The sequence below is a fragment of the Streptomyces sp. NPDC021622 genome (assembly GCF_040640795.1).
Lineage (GTDB): Bacteria > Actinomycetota > Actinomycetes > Streptomycetales > Streptomycetaceae > Streptomyces.
On record NZ_JBFACK010000008.1, the window covers coordinates 60,477 to 77,758 of the forward strand.

The following is a 17,282-nucleotide window of genomic DNA, read 5'->3' on the forward strand; positions in this document are numbered from 1 at the left end:
GGCTTGCGGCCTAGGCCGGGACCTAGGTCCCCGCTAGGACTGCGGGCCGAGGGGGCGCTCGTACCAGGCGACGTCCCAGTAGCGGCCGAACTTCCGGCCCACCTCCCGGTACGTGCCGACGTGCCGGAAGCCGAAGCGTTCGTGGAGGCGGTGCGAGGCGTCGTTGGGCTGCGCGATCCCGGCGTACGCGCGGTGCAGGTTGTCATGAGTCGCGGCCTCGCTCTCCAAGGCCTCGAAGAGCGCCTTGTACAGCAGTGTGCCGATGCCGCGGCCGCCGGTGTCCGGAGCGCAGTAGACGCTGACTTCTACAGAAGTGGCGTACGCGGCCTTCGGCCGGAAGGGACTGCTGGTCGCGTATCCGAGCACACGGCCCGAACCCCGCTCCTGGGCAACCATCAGGCGGTGGGGGCCGTCTTCAGGGTGGGAGAGCAGCCAAGGGCGGCGCTCTTCTGGCAGGAAGACGGCCGTGTCAAATGTGATCGCCGTCTCACGTACGTAGTGGTTGTAGATGTCGGTCAGGGCCGCGAGGTCGGCCTCCGTGCCCGGCCTGACCTGCACCTCTGTACGTTCCGACGGCATCCGGCCTCCCTTTGTGGCGGCACAGGGTACTGCAACGTCGCGAAAATAGATGTGCGGCTTGGGAATTCTGTCCGGATTCCAGTCGTTGTTTCCATCGGAAGCAGGGCACCCGGAAGGGTGTGGTTTCCACCACAGAGGCCCGTGAAAGGGCCGACCAGGACCTCCACACGCAAGGGAGCACGCATGGCAACCCGTGCCGTCGCCCGTCGTAAGTCCGCCTCCACCGGCGAGACCGACGCGGCACGCAGTGTTCGCGCCGTAGGCGGGGAGATCGCCGACCGCGACCTGGTCGGCATGTACCTCGACGAGATCGCGCGTACGCCGCTGCTCGACGCCGCCAAGGAAGTCGAGCTGTCCCAGATCATCGAGGCGGGTGTCTACGCGCGAAAGATACTCGACGGGGACGTCGAGGACTCCGTCGCGGGCGCGGCCGCGTCCCGCGACGAGCTGGAGGCGCTGGTCGCCGACGGCGAGCGCGCGAAGGACGTCTTCATCCGGTCGAACCTGCGGCTCGTCGTCGCCGTGGCGCGGCGCTACCCGCGCAGCGGCCTCCCTCTGCTCGACCTGATCCAGGAGGGGAACGCGGGCCTGGTGCGCGCGGTCGAGAAGTTCGACTACGCCAAGGGCTTCAAGTTCTCCACGTACGCCACGTGGTGGATCCGCCAGGCCATCACCCGCTCCATAGCCGACCAGTCGCGCACCATCCGGCTCCCCGTCCACCTGGTGGAGGAGCTGGGGCGGATCCGTCGCGTCCAGCGCGAGTTCAACCGTAAGAACGGCCGTGACCCGGAGCCCGAGGAGGTCGCAGCCGAGCTCGACTCCACCCCGGCGCGGGTCATCGACGTCCTGGACTGGGCCCGCGACCCGGTCTCGCTGAACATGGGCGTGGACGACGACGGCGACACCCAGTTCGGCGACCTCCTCGAGGACACCTCCGCGGTCTCGCCCGAGCAGTCCGTCCTGACGCTGCTGCGCAGTGAGGAGCTGGACGACCTGATCGGCCGCCTCGACCAGCGCACGGCCTCCATCATCAAGATGCGGTACGGCATCGAGGACGGCCGCGAGCGGACGCTGACGGAGGTCGGCAAGCAGCATGGTCTGACGCGTGAGCGGATCCGGCAGATCGAGAAGCATGCGCTGCTGGAGCTGAAGAAGCTGGCGCGGGACACGGGCTTCGACGCGGCGGCCTAGGCGGCCCGCCTTTAGCCGTCCCCTATAGCTGAGCCCCGGTGCCATCCCCCGGCATCGGGGCTCACTTCTTTTCCCGCCCACCCGCCCGATTGCCCGGTGGTCCCACCGGTCCCGCCTCACCAAGACCGCTAGCGCGACATCAGGAAGTGGACCTCTCGGGGCCTGATCTCCAGGTTGCTCTGGCCGTCAGGCGTCGCGTCCATCTCGCGGGCGAGGTCGGCCGTGGCCCGGAAGGCCTCCTCGGACTCGAACGCGCCGGTGGTGACGACCGCCTCGCCGTCCGGGGTGACCCAGACCCCGACCGACTCGAAGCCCGGCTGGTTCCGCATCGCGTCGGCGACCTGGTGGCACTCGGCGACGAACGCGTCGACGTGTTCGGGAGCCGGGTAGTGGAAGGCGACGAAGCCGAATGACATGACGTGCCCCTCTCGACGGAGTTATACGATTCCGTACAAGGTGAGGCTAGGCCCGTTGTACGGCTTCGTACAACAGGTCTTCGACGGTGAGGTGGGCCACAGATGGGCGCGTTGCGCACGCCGCGGGAGCAGTGGATCGAGGAGGGGCTGCGGGCGCTGGCCGCGGGCGGTGTGGACGCGGTGCGGATCGAGGCGCTCGCCAAGGCGCTCGGGGTGACCAAGGGCGGCTTCTACGGCTACTTCGCCGACCGCGACGCACTGCTGACCGAGATGCTCGACACCTGGGAGCGCGAGAGCGTCGACGACGTCATCGACCGGGTCGAGCGGGAGGGCGGCGACGCACGCGACAAGGTCCGCCTGGCCGGACAGCTCACCTTCTCCGGCGGCCGGCTGCTCCGTATCGACCTGGCCATCCGCGAATGGGCCCGTCGCGACCCCGCCGTCGCCGCCCGCCTGCGCCGCGTGGACAACGAACGCATCCAGCTGGCGCGCGACGCGATCAGCACCTTCTGCGCCGACCCCGAAGAGGTCGAGGCCCGCGCCCTGCTCGCCTTCTGCACCGCCATCGGCAGTCACTTCCTCGCCGCCGACCACCCGGCAGGCACCCGCACCCAGGTCATCGCCCGCGCCGCCGACATCATCCTCGACCTCCCGCACGGCAACTCCGAGGGATGACAGCGCCCGGGGCGGGGTCACGTGCCGGAGGCCCGAGTCAGGCGTGCGCCCAAGTCGCGTAGGTACTGCACCAGTTCCGGCGGCTCGTGTGCCCTGAAGTCGCAGTCGGCCAACGCCAGGCGGACCGCCAGCCATTCGATGGAGTCAGGCACCGTCGACCGCAGGCGGCAGGACGTGTCGGAGATCCGTTCCGGTGTGCCGAGGGCCGCGGGGAGCCGTGCCGCGATGTACTCCGCGGGGGCCGCGAACGTCACGTCGATGGCGTACGACTGCTGACCGCGCCACATGGACTGCCGGATGTACTCCGCGGCGTCCCCCGCCGGCAGCTCCCGCGGGGCGAACCGCGCCCCCGTCGCGAACGGCGACGACACCCGGTCGACGCGGAACGTACGCCAGTCCTCGCGGTCGATGTCGTACGCGACCAGGTACCAGCGGCGCCCCGTCGACACCAGACGGTAGGGCTCGGTCAGGCGGCGCGACTCCGTGCCGTCGCCCGCGCGGTACGCGAAGCGCAGACGTTCCTGGCCGGCCGCCGTCGACGCCATCACCGTCAGCGTTTCGGGCGCGATGCTCGCCCCGTCCCCGCTGGTCAGGGGCGTTGTCGCGATCTGGAGGTTGGAGACCCGGTGGCGCAGCCGGCTGGGGAGGACCTGCTCCAGTTTGGCCAGGGCCCGCACGGAGGCCTCCTCCACTCCCTCCACCGCGTGGCCCGCCCCCGCCCGCAGGCCCACCGCGATCGCCACCGCCTCCTCGTCGTCGAGGACCAGCGGCGGCATCGCCTTGCCCGCGACCAGGCGGTATCCGCCGGTCGCGCCCTGGCTCGCCTGGACCGGATAGCCGAGGTCCCGCAGCCGGTCGATGTCGCGCCGCACCGTGCGGCGGCTGACGCCGAGCCGCTCGGACAGCTCCCCGCCCGGCCACTCCCGCGGGGTCTGGAGCAGGGAGAGGAGCTGCAGCAGCCTCGCCGGGGTGTCCGTGTTGGAACCGCCACCGGTCGGACGCGATGTCGTGTTCTTCGTCATGTTCTTCATGGTGGCCGTCATCTAGGACATCATCCGGCCTATATGGCTTTTAGATTCCTCTCATGACTTTCAGCGACCCCGCCCCCGTGGCACCCACATCCGCCGGCGACCGCCGGCGCTGGTTCGCCCTCGCCATCGTGATGACCGCGGCCTTCATGGACCTCGTCGACGTCACCATCGTCAACATCGCGATCCCCTCCATGCAGCGGGACACCGGCGCCACGTTCGGCCAGATCCAGTGGATCACCGCGGGCTACGCGCTCGCCTTCGCGGCCGGTCTGATCACCGGTGGGCGGCTCGGCGACATCCACGGGCGCAAGCGGATGTTCCTCATCGGCATCGGCGGCTTCACGCTCGCCTCCGCGCTCTGCGGGTTCGCCGCCAACCCGGAGATGCTCGTCGCATCGCGGATCCTGCAGGGCGGCATGGCCGCGATGATGGTGCCGCAGGTCCTGTCGATCGTGCACGCCACCTTCCCCGCGCACGAGCGGGGCAAGGTCTTCGGGCTCTTCGGGATGGTCGTGGGGCTCGGCGCGGTCTCCGGACCGCTGCTCGGCGCGCTGCTCACCGAGTGGAACCTCTTCGGCCTCGAATGGCGCCCGATCTTCCTCATCAACCTGCCGGTCGGCATAGCGGGGCTCGTTCTCGGTCTGAAGTTCATCAGCGAGTCCAAGGCGCCGAAGGCGCTCAAGCTCGACCTCGTCGGTGTCGTTCTGGTGACGCTCGGCCTGTTGATGGCGCTCTACCCGCTCATCCGCGGCCGCGAGCTGGACTGGCCGCTGTGGGGGTACGTGATGATGGCGGGCTCGGCCGTGGTCTTCGGCGCCCTCGTCGCGTACGAGAAGCGGAAGACGGCGAAGGACGGTTCGCCGCTGGTGGAGCTCTCGCTGTTCAAGGTGAAGAGCTTCGCTGCGGGCATCGCCGTACAGACGGTGTTCGGGATCTCGCTCGGCATCTTCTTCCTGGTCTGGACGCTCTATATGCAGTTCGGGCTCGACTGGACTCCGCTGAAGGCGGGCGTCACCGGCGTTCCGTTCTCGATCGCCGTCTCGGTGGCGGCCGGCATGTCCGTGCAGAAGCTCGTGCCGCGGTTCGGGCGCAAGGTGCTGCAGGGCGGCGCGCTCGTCATGGCCACCGGGGTGCTGCTCTACATCTGGGAGGCGAACCGGTACGGCGTGGACCTCGCGCCGTGGCAGATGGCGCTGCCGCTGACCGTGATGGGCGCCGGCATGGGTCTGATCGTCGCCCCGCTGACCGACGCGGTGCTCTCCGACGTGCCGCAGGAGCACTCGGGTTCGGCGTCCGGGCTCATCAACACCGTCCAGCAGATGGGCAACGCGCTCGGGCTCGGCCTCGTATCCGTGGTGTTCTTCGGTGTGATCGACGAGAAGGTCGAACGGAGCCAGGTGCCCGCCGAGTTCATCGACGCGTTCCAGAACTCGCTGTGGTGGGTGGTCGGCGTGCTCGGCGTCATCTTCCTGCTGATGTTCGCCCTGCCGGTCAAGCCCCGGCAGCATGTCGAGGGCGCGGACACCACGGCCGATGACACTGATGACACCGATGGCCTGGGTGAACTCCCGGAGCGGGAGCCCGCGTTGACGTCCTGATCCACCCCGGCGGGGCGCGGCCCGGGCGGAGTCTAGAGCTCCGCCTGGGTCGCCGTCGTGTCCAGGGACTCGAGTACGCCCTCGGGGCTGCCGCCCTTCATGACGGCGGCGCCGATCTCCTTGCGGATGGCCGCCCGGACCGTCGGCCACGACCGCAGATTGCCCGGCTGGAACTGCGCCTGCGGCATCTGGTCGATGAACTTCCACAGCGGGCGCTGCGCCGGGTCCGCCCGCAGCGCGGCCGACGCCGAGCTGGTCACCGGGAGCGCGGCCTGGCCGCCGCCGTACGCCTTGGCCGACTTGCGGCCGTAGAGGTGGCTGAGGAACCGGCCGGACGCCTCGCCGTTGCCGTTCTGCCGGAAGGCCATCAGCCAGTCGCTCAGGCCGATGGGCGCCGCGGCCCCGCCCCGCCGCCTGGGGAACGCGGTGTGCGCGTAAGGGAACTTGTACTTGTCGGCGGCGCCCATGAGCACCGGATGGGCGACCAGCATCCCGATCCGGCCCTTCATGAACTGGGCGTACGCGTCCGTCCTGTTGAGCCCCGCCGGGTTCGCGCCCGCGAGCCCCTTGCCGACCAGCTCGTCCCGCAGCCAGGTCAGCGTGCGGACATTGCCCGCGGTGTTGAAGTCGTAGCTCGTCAGGCCCGCGTAGCCGCCGTCGTCCGCGAGCAGCCAGGACAGCACCTCGTCCTCGGCGGCCTCGGGTCCCAGTTGCAGGCCGTACGGCGTCTTCACGCCGAGCGTCTTCAGCGTCCGGGCCACGGTCAGTAGCTCCCTCGGCGTACGAGCGGGTCACCTTCTTGGCCGTGAGCGGCCGAGTTTTGTGTACCCGGTCGTTCACACCTTGTCGCGCTCCCGACTGCCCCCTACGACGGGACGGTCACGGGTCGCATCCACTCAACCTGCTGAACGGAGTCAGGGGCTGGGTGCGGGTGCGGTGACGAACACCCACGCCGAGCGTGCGCGATCGCGCACGTTGACCCCGGCGACGACGTCGGCGGGGCCAGCGAGCCCGCACCGACGACAACAGAAGTGATCCCGGGTGGGCCGGTTGGCCCGCTCGGTGTGCTTGCAGCGCGGACACTGCTGCGAGGTGTAGGCCGCGTCCACTTCGAGGAACGCCACCCCGGCTCGTTTCGCCTTGTAGGCGAGGTGCTGTCCGAGCTGGTGGAAGGGCCAGGAGGAGAGCGTTGCCCGCTGGTCGCGGCGTAGCCGTACCCGGTCGCGGATCCCGTCGAGAGCCTCGACGGCGATCCCGCGTCCGGTGCGTTGCGCGACGGCAACGATCTCCTTGCTGATCCGATGGTTCACGTGCGTGGCATGACGCTGCTCCCTCTTGGTGCGGCCGGAGAGGCGGCGGGTGGCCGAGCGGGTCCGTTTGGCCTGCAACTCGGCCCGCTTGCACGCCTGATGGCGGCGGTACCGGGTCAGGCCACGGCCCTGGTAGTTGGTGCCGTCGCTGGTGGTGGCCAGGTTGGTGATCCCACGGTCCACGCCGATCCAGTCCACCGGCTCCGCCACCTCCGGGTTCGGCAGGTCACACGTGGCGATCAGGAACCACTTCCCGCCCCGGCAGATCAGATCGCTCTCGCCTTTGCGGTGCCCTTGGAGCAGCTTCAACTGGTCGGCGGAGCAGGCAAAGCGCAGACTCTTCAGCCGCCCCTCCACCGTCCAGATCGACACGGTGCGAGCGTCCAGCTGCCAGGACAGGCAGCGGTCGTCGAAGGGCTGGGCCGCATCGGTGCGGAACGCGATCGGGGAGGTGGTGGCCTTGCGATACCGCTTCGAGTGGGCCGGGCCCAGGCGCCCGGTCTTCAGCTGGGCCTTGAGGGTGGCGTAGGCGTCGACGACCTTCTTCACAGCCCGCACCGCAGGCTGCGCGGAGAGCCCGAACGTCGCCTTCACATCCGTATAGACGGCCCTCTGTAGATCGTTACGGGAAGTCAGGCTCTGCTCGAAGGCGATCGTGGAGGCGTAGTCGGCAGCCCGGTTGCAGGCCCGCAGGGTCGCCTCCAGTGCCGACGCCTGTCCAGGCGTCGGCAGCAGCTTGACCTGCACCACCAACTTCACGAAACCAGACCGTAGTGCGAACCCCGCACACACAGACTCCACTCCCCATCCGGCCACCCCGACCAGCGACCTACCGGACAGGCGTTCGCATTTCCCGGCTCGGCCGAACCAGGTGAAGTCGGCCTGTGGTGGGGATGGGGGGGCGCCCAAGGCGTGGCCCTCCCGCAGGCCCAGGAGTCCGTTTGTGTCTGCCTGGTGCCCGAACCTGTTTACTTTCCGGAAATCCAGTCGTAGTCTCCCAGGGAATCCACAAGCTCGGGCATCAACACGGAGGCGAACGGACATGTACGCACCGGAGCGGCAGCAGGAGATCCTGCGGCTCGCGCGTGACGGCGGCCGGGTCGACGTGCTGTCGCTCGCCGAGGAGTTCCAGGTCACCGCGGAGACCATCCGGCGCGACCTGAAGGCCCTCGACCGCGCCGGTCTCGTACGCCGTGTCCATGGCGGTGCCATACCGGCCGGGCGCCTCGACTTCGAGCCGGACCTCGCCGAGCGCGAGGGCACATCGGCCGACGAGAAGGACCGCATCGCCAAGGCCGCGCTCGCCGAGCTGCCGGCCGAGGGCAGCGTCATCCTCGACGCGGGCTCGACGGTCGCGCGGCTCGCGGCCTCGCTCCCCCTCGAATCGACGTTCACGGTCGTCACGCACGGCCTGCCCACCGCGGCCCGCCTCGCCGACCACCCCGGCATCCAGCTGCACCTCATCGGCGGCCGCGTACGCAGCCGTACGCGCGCGGCGGTCGACGCGTGGGCGCTGCGGGCGTACGGCGAGATCCGCGCCGACATCCTCTTCCTCGCCACCAACGGCTTCTCCGCGGAGGCAGGACTGACCACCCCCGACCTCGCCGAGGCGGCCGTCAAGCGCGCCGCGATCGGCGCGGCCCGCCGGGTGGTCCTGCTCGCGGACTCCACCAAGCACGGCCAGGAACACTTCGCGCGCTTCGGCGACCTGGACGACGTCGACCTCCTGATCACCGACAGCGGCCTCAGCCCCGAGGACGCGGCGGCGATCGAGGGCGGCGGCACGGAGGTCGTCCGCGCATGAGCGGCAGCCATGCGGCGAGCGCCGCGCGCGGGGCGGGCAGGGGGTCGAACCCCGGCCTCGCGCGGAGCGCACCGCCGACTCGCGCACGCGCCGAGTCTCCGCGAACGGCCCCCGCCTCCGCCGAACCCTCCGCAGACCGCGGACCGTCGAGTCCCGTGGGCGCGGCGAGCGGTCGGCGGCCGGACCCCACGCACGACAGCAACGAAACGGTACGTACACGCATGATCCTCACCGTCACGCCCAACCCCTCCCTCGACCGCACCTACGAGGTCCCCGCCCTGGACCGCGGTGAGGTCGTGCGGGCCACCGGGGAGCGGATGGATCCGGGCGGCAAGGGCGTCAACGTGTCGCGGGCGGTCGCGGCGGCGGGCGCGGACACCGTCGCCGTGCTGCCGCTCGGCGGGGCGCCCGGCGCGCTGGTCGCACAGCTCCTCGACGAGCAGGGGATCAGCGTCGCCCCGGTCCCGGTCGCGGGCCACACCCGATCCAACATCGCGGTCGCCGAACCGGACGGCACCCTCACCAAGATCAACGCCCCGGGCCCCGAACTGACCCCGGTCGAGGCGGAGTCGCTGCTCTCCGCCGTCCGTGAACGCTCCGCCGGGGCCGACTGGATCGCCTGCTGCGGCAGCCTCCCGCGTGGCCTCGCGCCTTCCTGGTACGCCGAGTTGGTGGCCCGCGCGCACGCGGCGGGCGCCCGTATCGCCCTGGACACCTCGGGCCCTGCGCTGCTCGCCGCCCTCGCCGAGCGCCCCGACGTGGTCAAGCCGAACGCCGAGGAGCTCGCCGAGGCGGTGGGCCGTCCGCTGGCCACGGTCGGCGACGCGGTGAAGGCCGCCGATGAGCTGCGGGAGCTCGGCGCGCGTGCCGTGCTCGCCAGCCTCGGGGCGGACGGCCAGCTCCTTCTCGACGACTCGGGCACGTACTTCGGCAGTGCCCGAGTCGACGCCGTACGCAGCAATGTCGGCGCCGGTGACTCCTCCCTGGCCGGTTTCCTCATCGCGGGCGGCACCGGCGCGGGCGCCCTCGCGTCGGCCGTGGCGCACGGCGCGGCTGCGGTCCAACTGCCGGGCAGCGCGATGCCGACGCCGGCGGATCTCGCGCCGGACGCGGTCACGGTGACGACGGAGGTCCCCCTGGACCGCGCACTGACGGAGCCGGCGTCATGACTCCCCGCCCCCACAAGCCAAGTCCCCTGCGAAGGAGCCCGCGATGAGCGAGATGATCACCGCGGAACTGGTCGACCTCGAACTCGACCGGTCCGCCGGAACCAAGGAAGCGGCGGCCCGTGCCCTCGCCGAGCGCATGGTGACCCTGGGCCGGGTGACCGACCTGGAGGGGTTCCTCGCCGACGTGGCGGCCCGTGAGGCGCAGATGCCGACCGGCCTCGACGGCGGCATCGGCATCCCGCACTGCCGCAGCGCCCATGTCACCGAGCCGACCCTGGCCTTCGGCCGCTCGGCGGACGGCATCGACTTCGGGGCGCCGGACGGCCCCGCGGACCTGATCTTCCTCATCGCCGCCCCGGCGGGCGCGGACGACGCCCACCTGACGATCCTTTCGTCGCTGGCAAGGCAGCTGATGGACGAGGAGTTCACGAGCGCGCTGCGGGGTGCGGGGGATGCGGAGACGGCAGCGGCACTGATCAGGGGCGATGCCGAGCCGGGTACGGAACCAGCTGGCAGCAATGGGCGGGTGGCTGGGGAAAACACACAAGCCCCCACCGACCAGCAGCCGGAAAACAACCCGCCCCCGGCGGAGCCGTTCCGCATAGTCGCCGTCACGTCCTGCCCAACGGGCATAGCCCACACCTACATGGCAGCGGAGTCCCTGGAGAAAGCAGCCCGCGAGGCGGAGGTAGAACTCACGGTCGAGACCCAGGGGTCAGCAGGATTCACCCGCCTCGACCCGGCGGTCCTAGCCACCGCGGACGCGGTCATCCTCGCCCACGACGTCCCCGTACGGGACAAGGCCCGCTTCGCCGGGAAGCCCACGGTCGACGTGGGCGTGAAGGCCGGCATCAGCCGCCCGGCGGAACTCATCGCGGAAGCCCGCGAGAAGGCGGCCCGCGGCGAGATCACCACCCCCAGCGCCCCGAGCCCGGTGGACAACGCGGGCGACAGCGGCGACGGCTACGGCACCAAGCTGCGCAAGTGGCTGATGTCCGGCGTCAGTTACATGGTCCCGTTCGTCGCCGCGGGCGGCCTCCTCATCGCCCTGGGCTTCGCCATCGGCGGCTGGCGGATCGACAAGGCACCGTCCGTCGCCGAGCACTTCGTGTGGACGGATACCACCAGCTGGGCCGCGCTGCTCTTCCAGATCGGCGGGCTCGCCTTCGCCTTCCTGGTGCCGGTCCTCGCCGGTTACATCGCGTACGGAATGGCCGACCGGCCCGGTCTGGTCCCCGGCTTCGTCGGCGGCTCGGTCGCCGTCACGATCAACGCGGGCTTCCTCGGCGGCCTCGCGGCGGGTCTGATCGCGGGCGCCGTCGTCATGGGCATCCAGAAAGTCCGGATCCCGGCGGTGCTTCGCGGCATCATGCCGGTCGTGGTGATCCCGCTGATCTCTTCGGCGGTCGTCGGCTTCCTGATGTTCCTGGTGATCGGAGAGCCGATCGCCTCGCTGCAGAGCGCGCTCACCGACTGGCTCGAAGGCCTCTCCGGCGCCAACGCGATCATCCTCGGCGTCATCCTCGGCCTGATGATGTGCTTCGACCTCGGCGGCCCGCTGAACAAGGTCGCCTACGCCTTCGCCATCGGCGGCCTCACCCACCCGACCGAGGGCAGCCTCAAGGTGATGGCCGCGGTGATGGCGGCCGGCATGGTCCCGCCGCTCGCCATGGCCCTCGCCACCACCGTCCGCGGCCGTCTCTTCACCAAGACGGAGCGCGAGAACGGCAAGGCGGCCTGGTTCCTCGGCGCATCCTTCATCACGGAGGGCGCGATCCCGTTCGCCGCGGCCGACCCGCTGCGGGTGATCCCCGCCTCGATGGCGGGCGGCGCGGTCACCGGCGCCCTGTCGATGGCCTTCGGCTGCACGCTGCGGGCCCCGCACGGAGGCATCTTCGTGGTGCCGCTGATCGGCCAGCCACTGCTCTACCTGGTGGCCGTCGCCGCCGGTGTCGGCGTCTCGACCGTGACGGTCGTCCTGCTCAAGGGGGCCCGGAAGCCGGTTCCTTCGGAGAGCGGGGAGAGCGGCGAGAGCGCGGCGGCCGCTGCGGAAGCCGCGCCGAAGGAGCAGGTCACGGCGGCTGCTTGAGCCCCATGAGGTCCCGATGAGGCACCGATGAGGCCCTTATTAGGTCCCTATGAGGTCTCTATGAGGGGGGTTGTGCGACATGCGTCACTTCAGGACGTAAGTCCCACGGCCCCCCTGTCGGAAGTCCCGGATCGTGTTGTCTACTGTGCGGCATGCTCCAGAATGTCTCGATCCTCCAGCAGACAGGCGTGGCCGTGCTCGCCGCCGCGACCGTCGTCTGGGCCGTGGGCCTGGTGCGGGTACTGCGGCGCGACCGGTCCGACGTGGACGTCTGGCACCAGGCTCAGTCACTGCGCGCCCTGCCCGCGCAGACGGGCCCGCCGCACACGGAGACGGTCGAGCTGACGCCGGACGAGCGGGCCGCCTTCGCGGGTCTTGTACGGCAGTTCGGCGAGGGTCGGTCCTGACCAAGTCCCTGGTCAGGAGCGCTGCTGCGGAATGCTCCTGGCCCGCAGCTCCATCGCCTCGCGGGCCGCGCTCTCGGTGACGTACACCTCGCACATGTGCCGCTTGTCCGGCGTGACCGTGTGCTCGACCTCCCAGAGGCTGAGCTCGCTGCCGTCGAAGAGCAGGAACGCGTGCTCGTAGAGCGAGAAGCAGAAGCGGGCCTCGCCGGCCAGGCAGGGGCGCCCGAAGGCCTGCGTGATCTGGTGCGCGAACGCCGAGCGCAACTGCCGCGCGATCTCTTCGCCCGGCCGCCCCGAGCCGACCGGGTTCTCCGCGCGGCGCAGCAGCCGGCGCCCGTGGTCCGCCGAGTCGTCGGGGACGTACGTGTGCCGGGGCTCGTCCGGGGCCGGGAGCTGGAGCACGACGGGCTGCTCGCAGGCGACCGGTGCGGTGTCCGGCGGGAGCGGAAGGCGCGAGGTGGCGACGCCGGCCTCCTCCTCGTCCGCGTACAGCTCGTGCTGGGGGTGGCTGCCGGGGCCCGTGTTGTGCACCAGCTCCCAGAGGGTGAGCGCGCTGGCGTCGGCGAGCAGCCACGTGTGCCGGTACGTCTCTCTGCGCAGGCCCGCGCTGTGGTGCGCGGAGTGCAGCGAACTGTCGTACGCGATCGCCGAGTCCAGGCGCCGTATCGTCTCGTCCGGCAGGTCGAAAGAGTTCAGGGCGCGACCGAGGAGCCGCTCGAGGTGCTCCTGCGGAGAGTGCGGAGGCTTCTGCTCGGGCGACTGGGGTGGCTCGTACGCTGTCTCGTACTCGTACGGAACGCTCAAGGTTTCTCCCGGCGTTGCTGCATGTCACCTTGTGAGTGCATACCGTAGCCCCTGGGTCGGACATCATGTCCGGGAACGGGAAAACGTACGAGCCGCACGGCAAGTTCCCGTGCGGCTCGTGGTGTTGAAGCGGTTTCTGGATGGCTTAAGGCTAGCCGGCGCTGCCCGCGGTCCACTCGCTCCAGGACATGTTCCAGCCGTTGAGGCCGTTGTCCGGCGAGACGGTCTTGTCCGAGGAGCCCTTGACCGTCACGACGTCCCCGATCAGGGAGTTGTCGTAGAACCACGCGCCCGGCGTGCTGGAGTCGCCCGCGCCCTGCGCGTCCTGCAGGCCGACGCAGCCGTGGCTGGTGTTGGCGCTGCCGAAGATCGAGGGCGAGCCCCAGTAGTTGCCGTGGATGAAGGTGCCGGACGAGGACAGGCGCATGGCGTGCGGGACGTCCTTGATGTCGTACTCACCGCCGAAGCCGACCGTGTCGCCGTTCATGCGGGTCTGCGTGAACTTCTCGGAGATCACCATCTGGCCGTTGTACGTGGGGTTCGACGGGCTGCCCGCGGAGATCGGGATGGTCTTGACGACCTTTCCGTCCCGCTCGACCGTCATCTTCTTGGCCTGCACGTCGACCGTGGAGACCTGCGCGCGGCCGATGGTGAAGCTGACCGTCTTGTTCTGTACGCCGGTGGCGCCTTCCGCGCCCTTCACGCCCTCCAGGTCGATCTTCATCGTGACCTTGGAGCCGGCCTTCCAGTACTCCTCGGGCCTGAAGTCCAGGCGCTGGTCGCCGAACCAGTGGCCGACGACCTTCTGGCCGCTGTCGGATGTGACCTTGATGTGCGACTGGACGTCCTGCTTCTCCGTGATCGCCTTGTCGAAGGTGAAGGAGACGGGCATGCCGACGCCGACCTTGGTGCCACCGTCCGGGGTGTAGCTGCCGATGAAGCTGTTGGCCTTCGAGACGGTCGTGAAGATCGAGTTCTCGGTCGCTTCCTTGCCCTTGGCGTCCTTGGCGTCGGCCGTGATGCGGTACTTCATGCCGCGCTCCAGCTGGGCCTTGGGCTTCCAGCTCGTGCCGTCGGAGGAGAGCGTGCCGTCGACGGCGGCGCCGGTGGAGACCAGCGTCATCTTCACGTCGGTCAGCTTGCCGCCCTCGACCTTGACGCCCGTGGCGTTGATGGAGGCGCCGGTCGAGCCGTCCTTGGCGGAGATGGTGACGGCGAGGCCGCCGGCTTCCTTGCCCTCGCCGTTCTTGCCGTCGCCCTTCGCGTCCGCGTCGCCGCCGCAGGCCGTGAGGGTCAGCGCACCCGCGGCGGCGAGTGCGGCGGCTGCCAGCAGGGTGCGTCGCCGAGGCCTGGCTGTGTACGACGTTGTCACGGGCTGCTCCATCTATGTGCCAAGTGCGCGTTCTGGTCCAGTACGGGTAAAGAGCGACGTGCGGGCGGAAAGGTTCCGTCCGGATGGTGTGAGCGCAGGCACAGCGAAGCCGCACCAACCTGCCCTGGTTGATGCGGCTTTGGGGCTGTGTCTGGGGTGGGCCTACTTGCCGTAGAGGTCGAGATACGAGGGGAACGTGCCGCCGGGGGTGCGCACGGACTCCGCGGCCAGCATCGCCCGGACGATCGCGGCGGTCACCAGCTCGGCGCCCGCCGCGAGGATCTCGTTGAGGGCGAGGGGGTTGTCGGCGGCCAGTGCGTGCTCGCCGGTGGCCAGGGTGAAGACGGTGTCCCCGTCGTTGAGGAGATGGACGGGGCGCACGGCGCGGGCCATGCCGTCGTGCGACGTGCCGGCCAGCTTCTGCGCCTGGGCCTTGGTGAGTTCGGCGTCCGTGGCGACCACGGCGAGGGTGGTGTTCAGCGGCGGCGGCCCGTTCTCGGCGGCGGCCTCGGCGAGACGTCGCTGCGCCTCTTCGTGGACCTCGGGCGAGGGGTAGGCGTTTTGCCGCCCCTCGACGTGCTGGAGGTGCTGGAAGTGCTGGAAGAACCGCCCGTACAGCGCGCCGGTCTCCGGGTCGAACCCCGAACCCGCGGCGTTCGCCACGACCAGGGCGGCCACCGTGATGCCCGAGTCGAGCCGGACGCTGGCGCTGCCGATGCCGCCCTTGACCTTGCCGACCACCGCGCCGGTGCCCGCGCCGACGTTGCCCTCCTGGACCGGGGCGAAGAGCTCGGTGCGCGCGGCGGCCTCCACGGCGGCGCGACCGGTCGACGCATCGGGGCGAGCCTTGAAGTCGCCGCCCCTGCCGAGATCGAAGACACAGGCCGCAGGCACCACGGGAACGACATGAGAGGGATCAGGACCCACCCGCACACCCCGCCCCTGCTCCTCCAGCCACGCCACCACCCCGGAAGCGGAGTCGAGCCCGTACGCGCTGCCGCCCGTCAGAACGACCGCCTCGACACGCTGCACCAGATTCCGCGGGTCGAGCGCATCCGTCTCCCGCGTACCGGGCCCACCACCCCGCACATCCACGGCGGCAACGGCACCACCCTCGGGCGCGAGCACGACGGTGGCCCCGGTGAGGTGACCCGGGTGACCGCCCCCGTAGAGGGTCGCGTGCCCGACCCGCAGGCCCCGAACGTCGGTCAGGGAGCCGGGGGCGGGACGGCTCGGGCTGTCGGTCGGGGAGTGGGTGGTGGGGTGGGCGGCGGGGTTGGTGGTGGGGTGGTTCGGGACGTCGGAAGTCATGCCGACCTACGTATCACGCGAGACGCGCCGGGCGGGGCGGGCAGCCACGTATGAGCCATCCGCGGGCGGGGACGAGCGTCCTGCCCGCAGCCCCCGCCGGGCCGGGGCGAGTCAGTCGCTTGTGGCTGCCACCATTCGTCGCGTCAGCGTCACCCCGGTCGCGACCGTCGCCGTCGCGACGAGGCCTGCCACCGGGACCGCCCAGCTTCCCGCGAACGTGCTTGCCAGGGTCGCCAATGCGCCACTCGGGAGGACCAGTTGCTGTGCGATGCCCACCTTGTAGTAGCGGGAGTGCAGCAGCCATACCGTCAGGAGGTACAGCGCCATCGGTACGGTCACCGAGGCTGACGCGGCCAGCGTCGAGATGTGTGCCTTGCCGACTGCCTGCTCGACCGCGACCTCGATGCCGGCGCCGATCGCCGCGGCCGCGCCGAGGATGAAGTAGTGCCCGTAACCCCACAGGAACGCCTGCCGGTTGGTGCTCAGGCGGCCGTGGATCGGCACGACGAAGTAGATCCACCAGGCTGCGAAGACGATCAGAAGGCCACCCGCGGCGATGGGCAGGAGCTCGCCCAGCTCGTCGTTCTCGTCGATGCCGGACTTCACGGCGACGGTCGCCGCCGCGATCGTCTCGCCGAGCACGATGATGGTGAACAGGCCGTACCGCTCCGCGATGTGATGTGGATGCCAGGGCGTGGTGTAGGCCCGCTCGGCGATGACGGGTACGCACATCTCGGCGATCGCCATCCCCAGGAACAGCCACCCACGGGCGCCCTCCGGCAGGAAGAGCAGTCCGGACCAGCCGATCTGACAGAGCAGCACACCCGCGGCGTACCGCAGCGCGGTGCGGCGTTCCTCCCCGCCCGCGGAGGACGCGACGCGCAGCCACTGGGTGGTGAGCGCGACCCGCATGATCAGGTAGCCGAGCCAGATGAGCAGGAAGTCGTGGTCCTGGAACCCCTTGGAGACCCCCGCGGCGAAGACGAGCACACCGGCGATCTGGACGAGCGTGACGACCCGGAAGAGCACGTCGTCGTTGTCGTACGCCGACGCGAACCACGAGAAGTTGACCCACGCCCAGAACAGCGCGAAGAACACCATCGCGTAGTTGAGGATCCCCTCGCCCGCGTGGCCCTCGGCGATCGCATGCACCAGCTCGGCACCGGCCTGGGCGACCGCCACGACGAAACAGAGGTCGAAGAAGAGTTCCAGCGGGGTCGCCGCCCGGTGCTCCTCGTCCCGCCCGCGCGCGACCAGGGGGCGCAGGGTGGCCGATGCGGGGACCGGGCGGCCGGGGTGCCCGGAGCCGGAACCTGGGTCTGGGGTCGGCGCGGAGGCCGGTGTGGATGCCATGCCCAAAGCACAGCAGAAGCTCTGGGCCGAATGCGGCTGCGGCACCCCTTCCCACCCGATGGACACCCGCCCGGGCGCGGCACCCACAGGCGCGGCGCACACGGGCCTCAAGGCCGTCTGACGGTGGCCGGAACGCGATGGCCGGGTCCACCCGCGCCCCACGGACGTACCCT

The 17,282-nt window shown here is 70.4% G+C and carries 17 protein-coding genes; 8 read left to right on the top strand and 9 right to left on the bottom strand.

What is annotated here, in order from left to right; all coding sequences use genetic code 11:
* Window positions 1–33 precede the first annotated feature (33 nt).
* Window positions 34–579, bottom strand: coding sequence for an N-acetyltransferase family protein (locus AB0G47_RS17505; RefSeq protein WP_360770147.1), 546 nt, complete (start codon window positions 577–579; stop codon window positions 34–36).
* A 183-nt stretch (window positions 580–762) separates the two neighbouring features.
* Here AB0G47_RS17505 and AB0G47_RS17510 point away from each other — a divergent pair, with 183 nt between their 5' ends.
* The gene (locus tag AB0G47_RS17510; protein WP_360770149.1) at window positions 763–1,770 is read left to right on the top strand and encodes a sigma-70 family RNA polymerase sigma factor; all 1,008 of its coding nucleotides are present in this window, start codon (window positions 763–765) and stop codon (window positions 1,768–1,770) included.
* Window positions 1,771–1,898: 128 nt separating this feature from the next.
* On the opposite strand, the gene AB0G47_RS17515 is transcribed toward AB0G47_RS17510, so the two are convergent.
* Window positions 1,899–2,186: an antibiotic biosynthesis monooxygenase gene (locus AB0G47_RS17515; RefSeq protein WP_360770152.1), complete on the bottom strand. Its 288-nt coding sequence runs from the start codon at window positions 2,184–2,186 to the stop codon at window positions 1,899–1,901.
* Window positions 2,187–2,288: 102 nt separating this feature from the next.
* Here AB0G47_RS17515 and AB0G47_RS17520 point away from each other — a divergent pair, with 102 nt between their 5' ends.
* Window positions 2,289–2,861, top strand: coding sequence for a TetR/AcrR family transcriptional regulator (locus AB0G47_RS17520; RefSeq protein ID WP_360770155.1), 573 nt, complete (start codon window positions 2,289–2,291; stop codon window positions 2,859–2,861).
* A gap of 17 nt (window positions 2,862–2,878) precedes the next feature.
* Here AB0G47_RS17520 and AB0G47_RS17525 read toward each other — a convergent pair whose 3' ends face one another.
* On the bottom strand, window positions 2,879–3,883 hold the full coding sequence (locus AB0G47_RS17525; RefSeq protein WP_360770826.1) for a YafY family protein: 1,005 nt from the start codon (window positions 3,881–3,883) through the stop codon (window positions 2,879–2,881).
* Window positions 3,884–3,945: 62 nt separating this feature from the next.
* Between AB0G47_RS17525 and AB0G47_RS17530 the strand changes: the two genes are divergently transcribed.
* On the top strand, window positions 3,946–5,490 hold the full coding sequence (locus AB0G47_RS17530) for an MFS transporter (protein WP_360770158.1): 1,545 nt from the start codon (window positions 3,946–3,948) through the stop codon (window positions 5,488–5,490).
* 32 nt (window positions 5,491–5,522) lie between these two features.
* Here AB0G47_RS17530 and AB0G47_RS17535 read toward each other — a convergent pair whose 3' ends face one another.
* Together AB0G47_RS17535 and AB0G47_RS17540 are read right to left on the bottom strand one after the other, a co-directional pair.
* Window positions 5,523–6,251: a hypothetical protein gene (locus tag AB0G47_RS17535; protein ID WP_360770161.1), complete on the bottom strand. Its 729-nt coding sequence runs from the start codon at window positions 6,249–6,251 to the stop codon at window positions 5,523–5,525.
* 153 nt (window positions 6,252–6,404) lie between these two features.
* Entirely contained in the window at window positions 6,405–7,559 is a 1,155-nt protein-coding gene (locus AB0G47_RS17540) for a transposase (protein ID WP_360770164.1), read from the bottom strand.
* A gap of 283 nt (window positions 7,560–7,842) precedes the next feature.
* Here AB0G47_RS17540 and AB0G47_RS17545 point away from each other — a divergent pair, with 283 nt between their 5' ends.
* From AB0G47_RS17545 to AB0G47_RS17560, 4 genes are all read left to right on the top strand, one after another.
* Window positions 7,843–8,604, top strand: a complete 762-nt coding sequence (locus AB0G47_RS17545; protein ID WP_360770166.1) for a DeoR/GlpR family DNA-binding transcription regulator — start codon at window positions 7,843–7,845, stop codon at window positions 8,602–8,604.
* Between the two features lie 221 nt (window positions 8,605–8,825).
* A complete protein-coding gene (gene pfkB / locus AB0G47_RS17550; protein ID WP_360770169.1) occupies window positions 8,826–9,773 on the top strand; it encodes a 1-phosphofructokinase in 948 nt (315 codons plus the stop codon).
* 43 nt (window positions 9,774–9,816) lie between these two features.
* The gene (locus AB0G47_RS17555; RefSeq protein WP_360770171.1) at window positions 9,817–11,862 is read left to right on the top strand and encodes a fructose-specific PTS transporter subunit EIIC; all 2,046 of its coding nucleotides are present in this window, start codon (window positions 9,817–9,819) and stop codon (window positions 11,860–11,862) included.
* 152 nt (window positions 11,863–12,014) lie between these two features.
* Complete coding sequence (locus AB0G47_RS17560) at window positions 12,015–12,269, top strand: hypothetical protein (protein WP_360770174.1); 255 nt, start codon at window positions 12,015–12,017, stop codon at window positions 12,267–12,269.
* A 12-nt stretch (window positions 12,270–12,281) separates the two neighbouring features.
* Here the strand turns inward: AB0G47_RS17560 and AB0G47_RS17565 are convergent, their stop codons facing one another.
* The 4 genes from AB0G47_RS17565 to AB0G47_RS17580 form a co-directional block, all read right to left on the bottom strand.
* Complete coding sequence (locus AB0G47_RS17565; protein WP_360770176.1) at window positions 12,282–13,073, bottom strand: DUF6227 family protein; 792 nt, start codon at window positions 13,071–13,073, stop codon at window positions 12,282–12,284.
* A gap of 151 nt (window positions 13,074–13,224) precedes the next feature.
* Window positions 13,225–14,457, bottom strand: a complete 1,233-nt coding sequence (locus tag AB0G47_RS17570) for an Ig-like domain-containing protein (protein WP_360770179.1) — start codon at window positions 14,455–14,457, stop codon at window positions 13,225–13,227.
* 150 nt (window positions 14,458–14,607) lie between these two features.
* Window positions 14,608–15,756, bottom strand: coding sequence for a P1 family peptidase (locus AB0G47_RS17575; RefSeq protein ID WP_360770183.1), 1,149 nt, complete (start codon window positions 15,754–15,756; stop codon window positions 14,608–14,610).
* Window positions 15,757–15,867: 111 nt separating this feature from the next.
* On the bottom strand, window positions 15,868–17,109 hold the full coding sequence (locus AB0G47_RS17580; RefSeq protein ID WP_360770186.1) for a low temperature requirement protein A: 1,242 nt from the start codon (window positions 17,107–17,109) through the stop codon (window positions 15,868–15,870).
* Between AB0G47_RS17580 and AB0G47_RS17585 the strand changes: the two genes are divergently transcribed.
* Complete coding sequence (locus tag AB0G47_RS17585; protein ID WP_360770189.1) at window positions 17,108–17,230, top strand: hypothetical protein; 123 nt, start codon at window positions 17,108–17,110, stop codon at window positions 17,228–17,230. The two genes, AB0G47_RS17580 and AB0G47_RS17585, sit on opposite strands and share 2 nt — an antisense overlap.
* Window positions 17,231–17,282 lie beyond the last annotated feature (52 nt).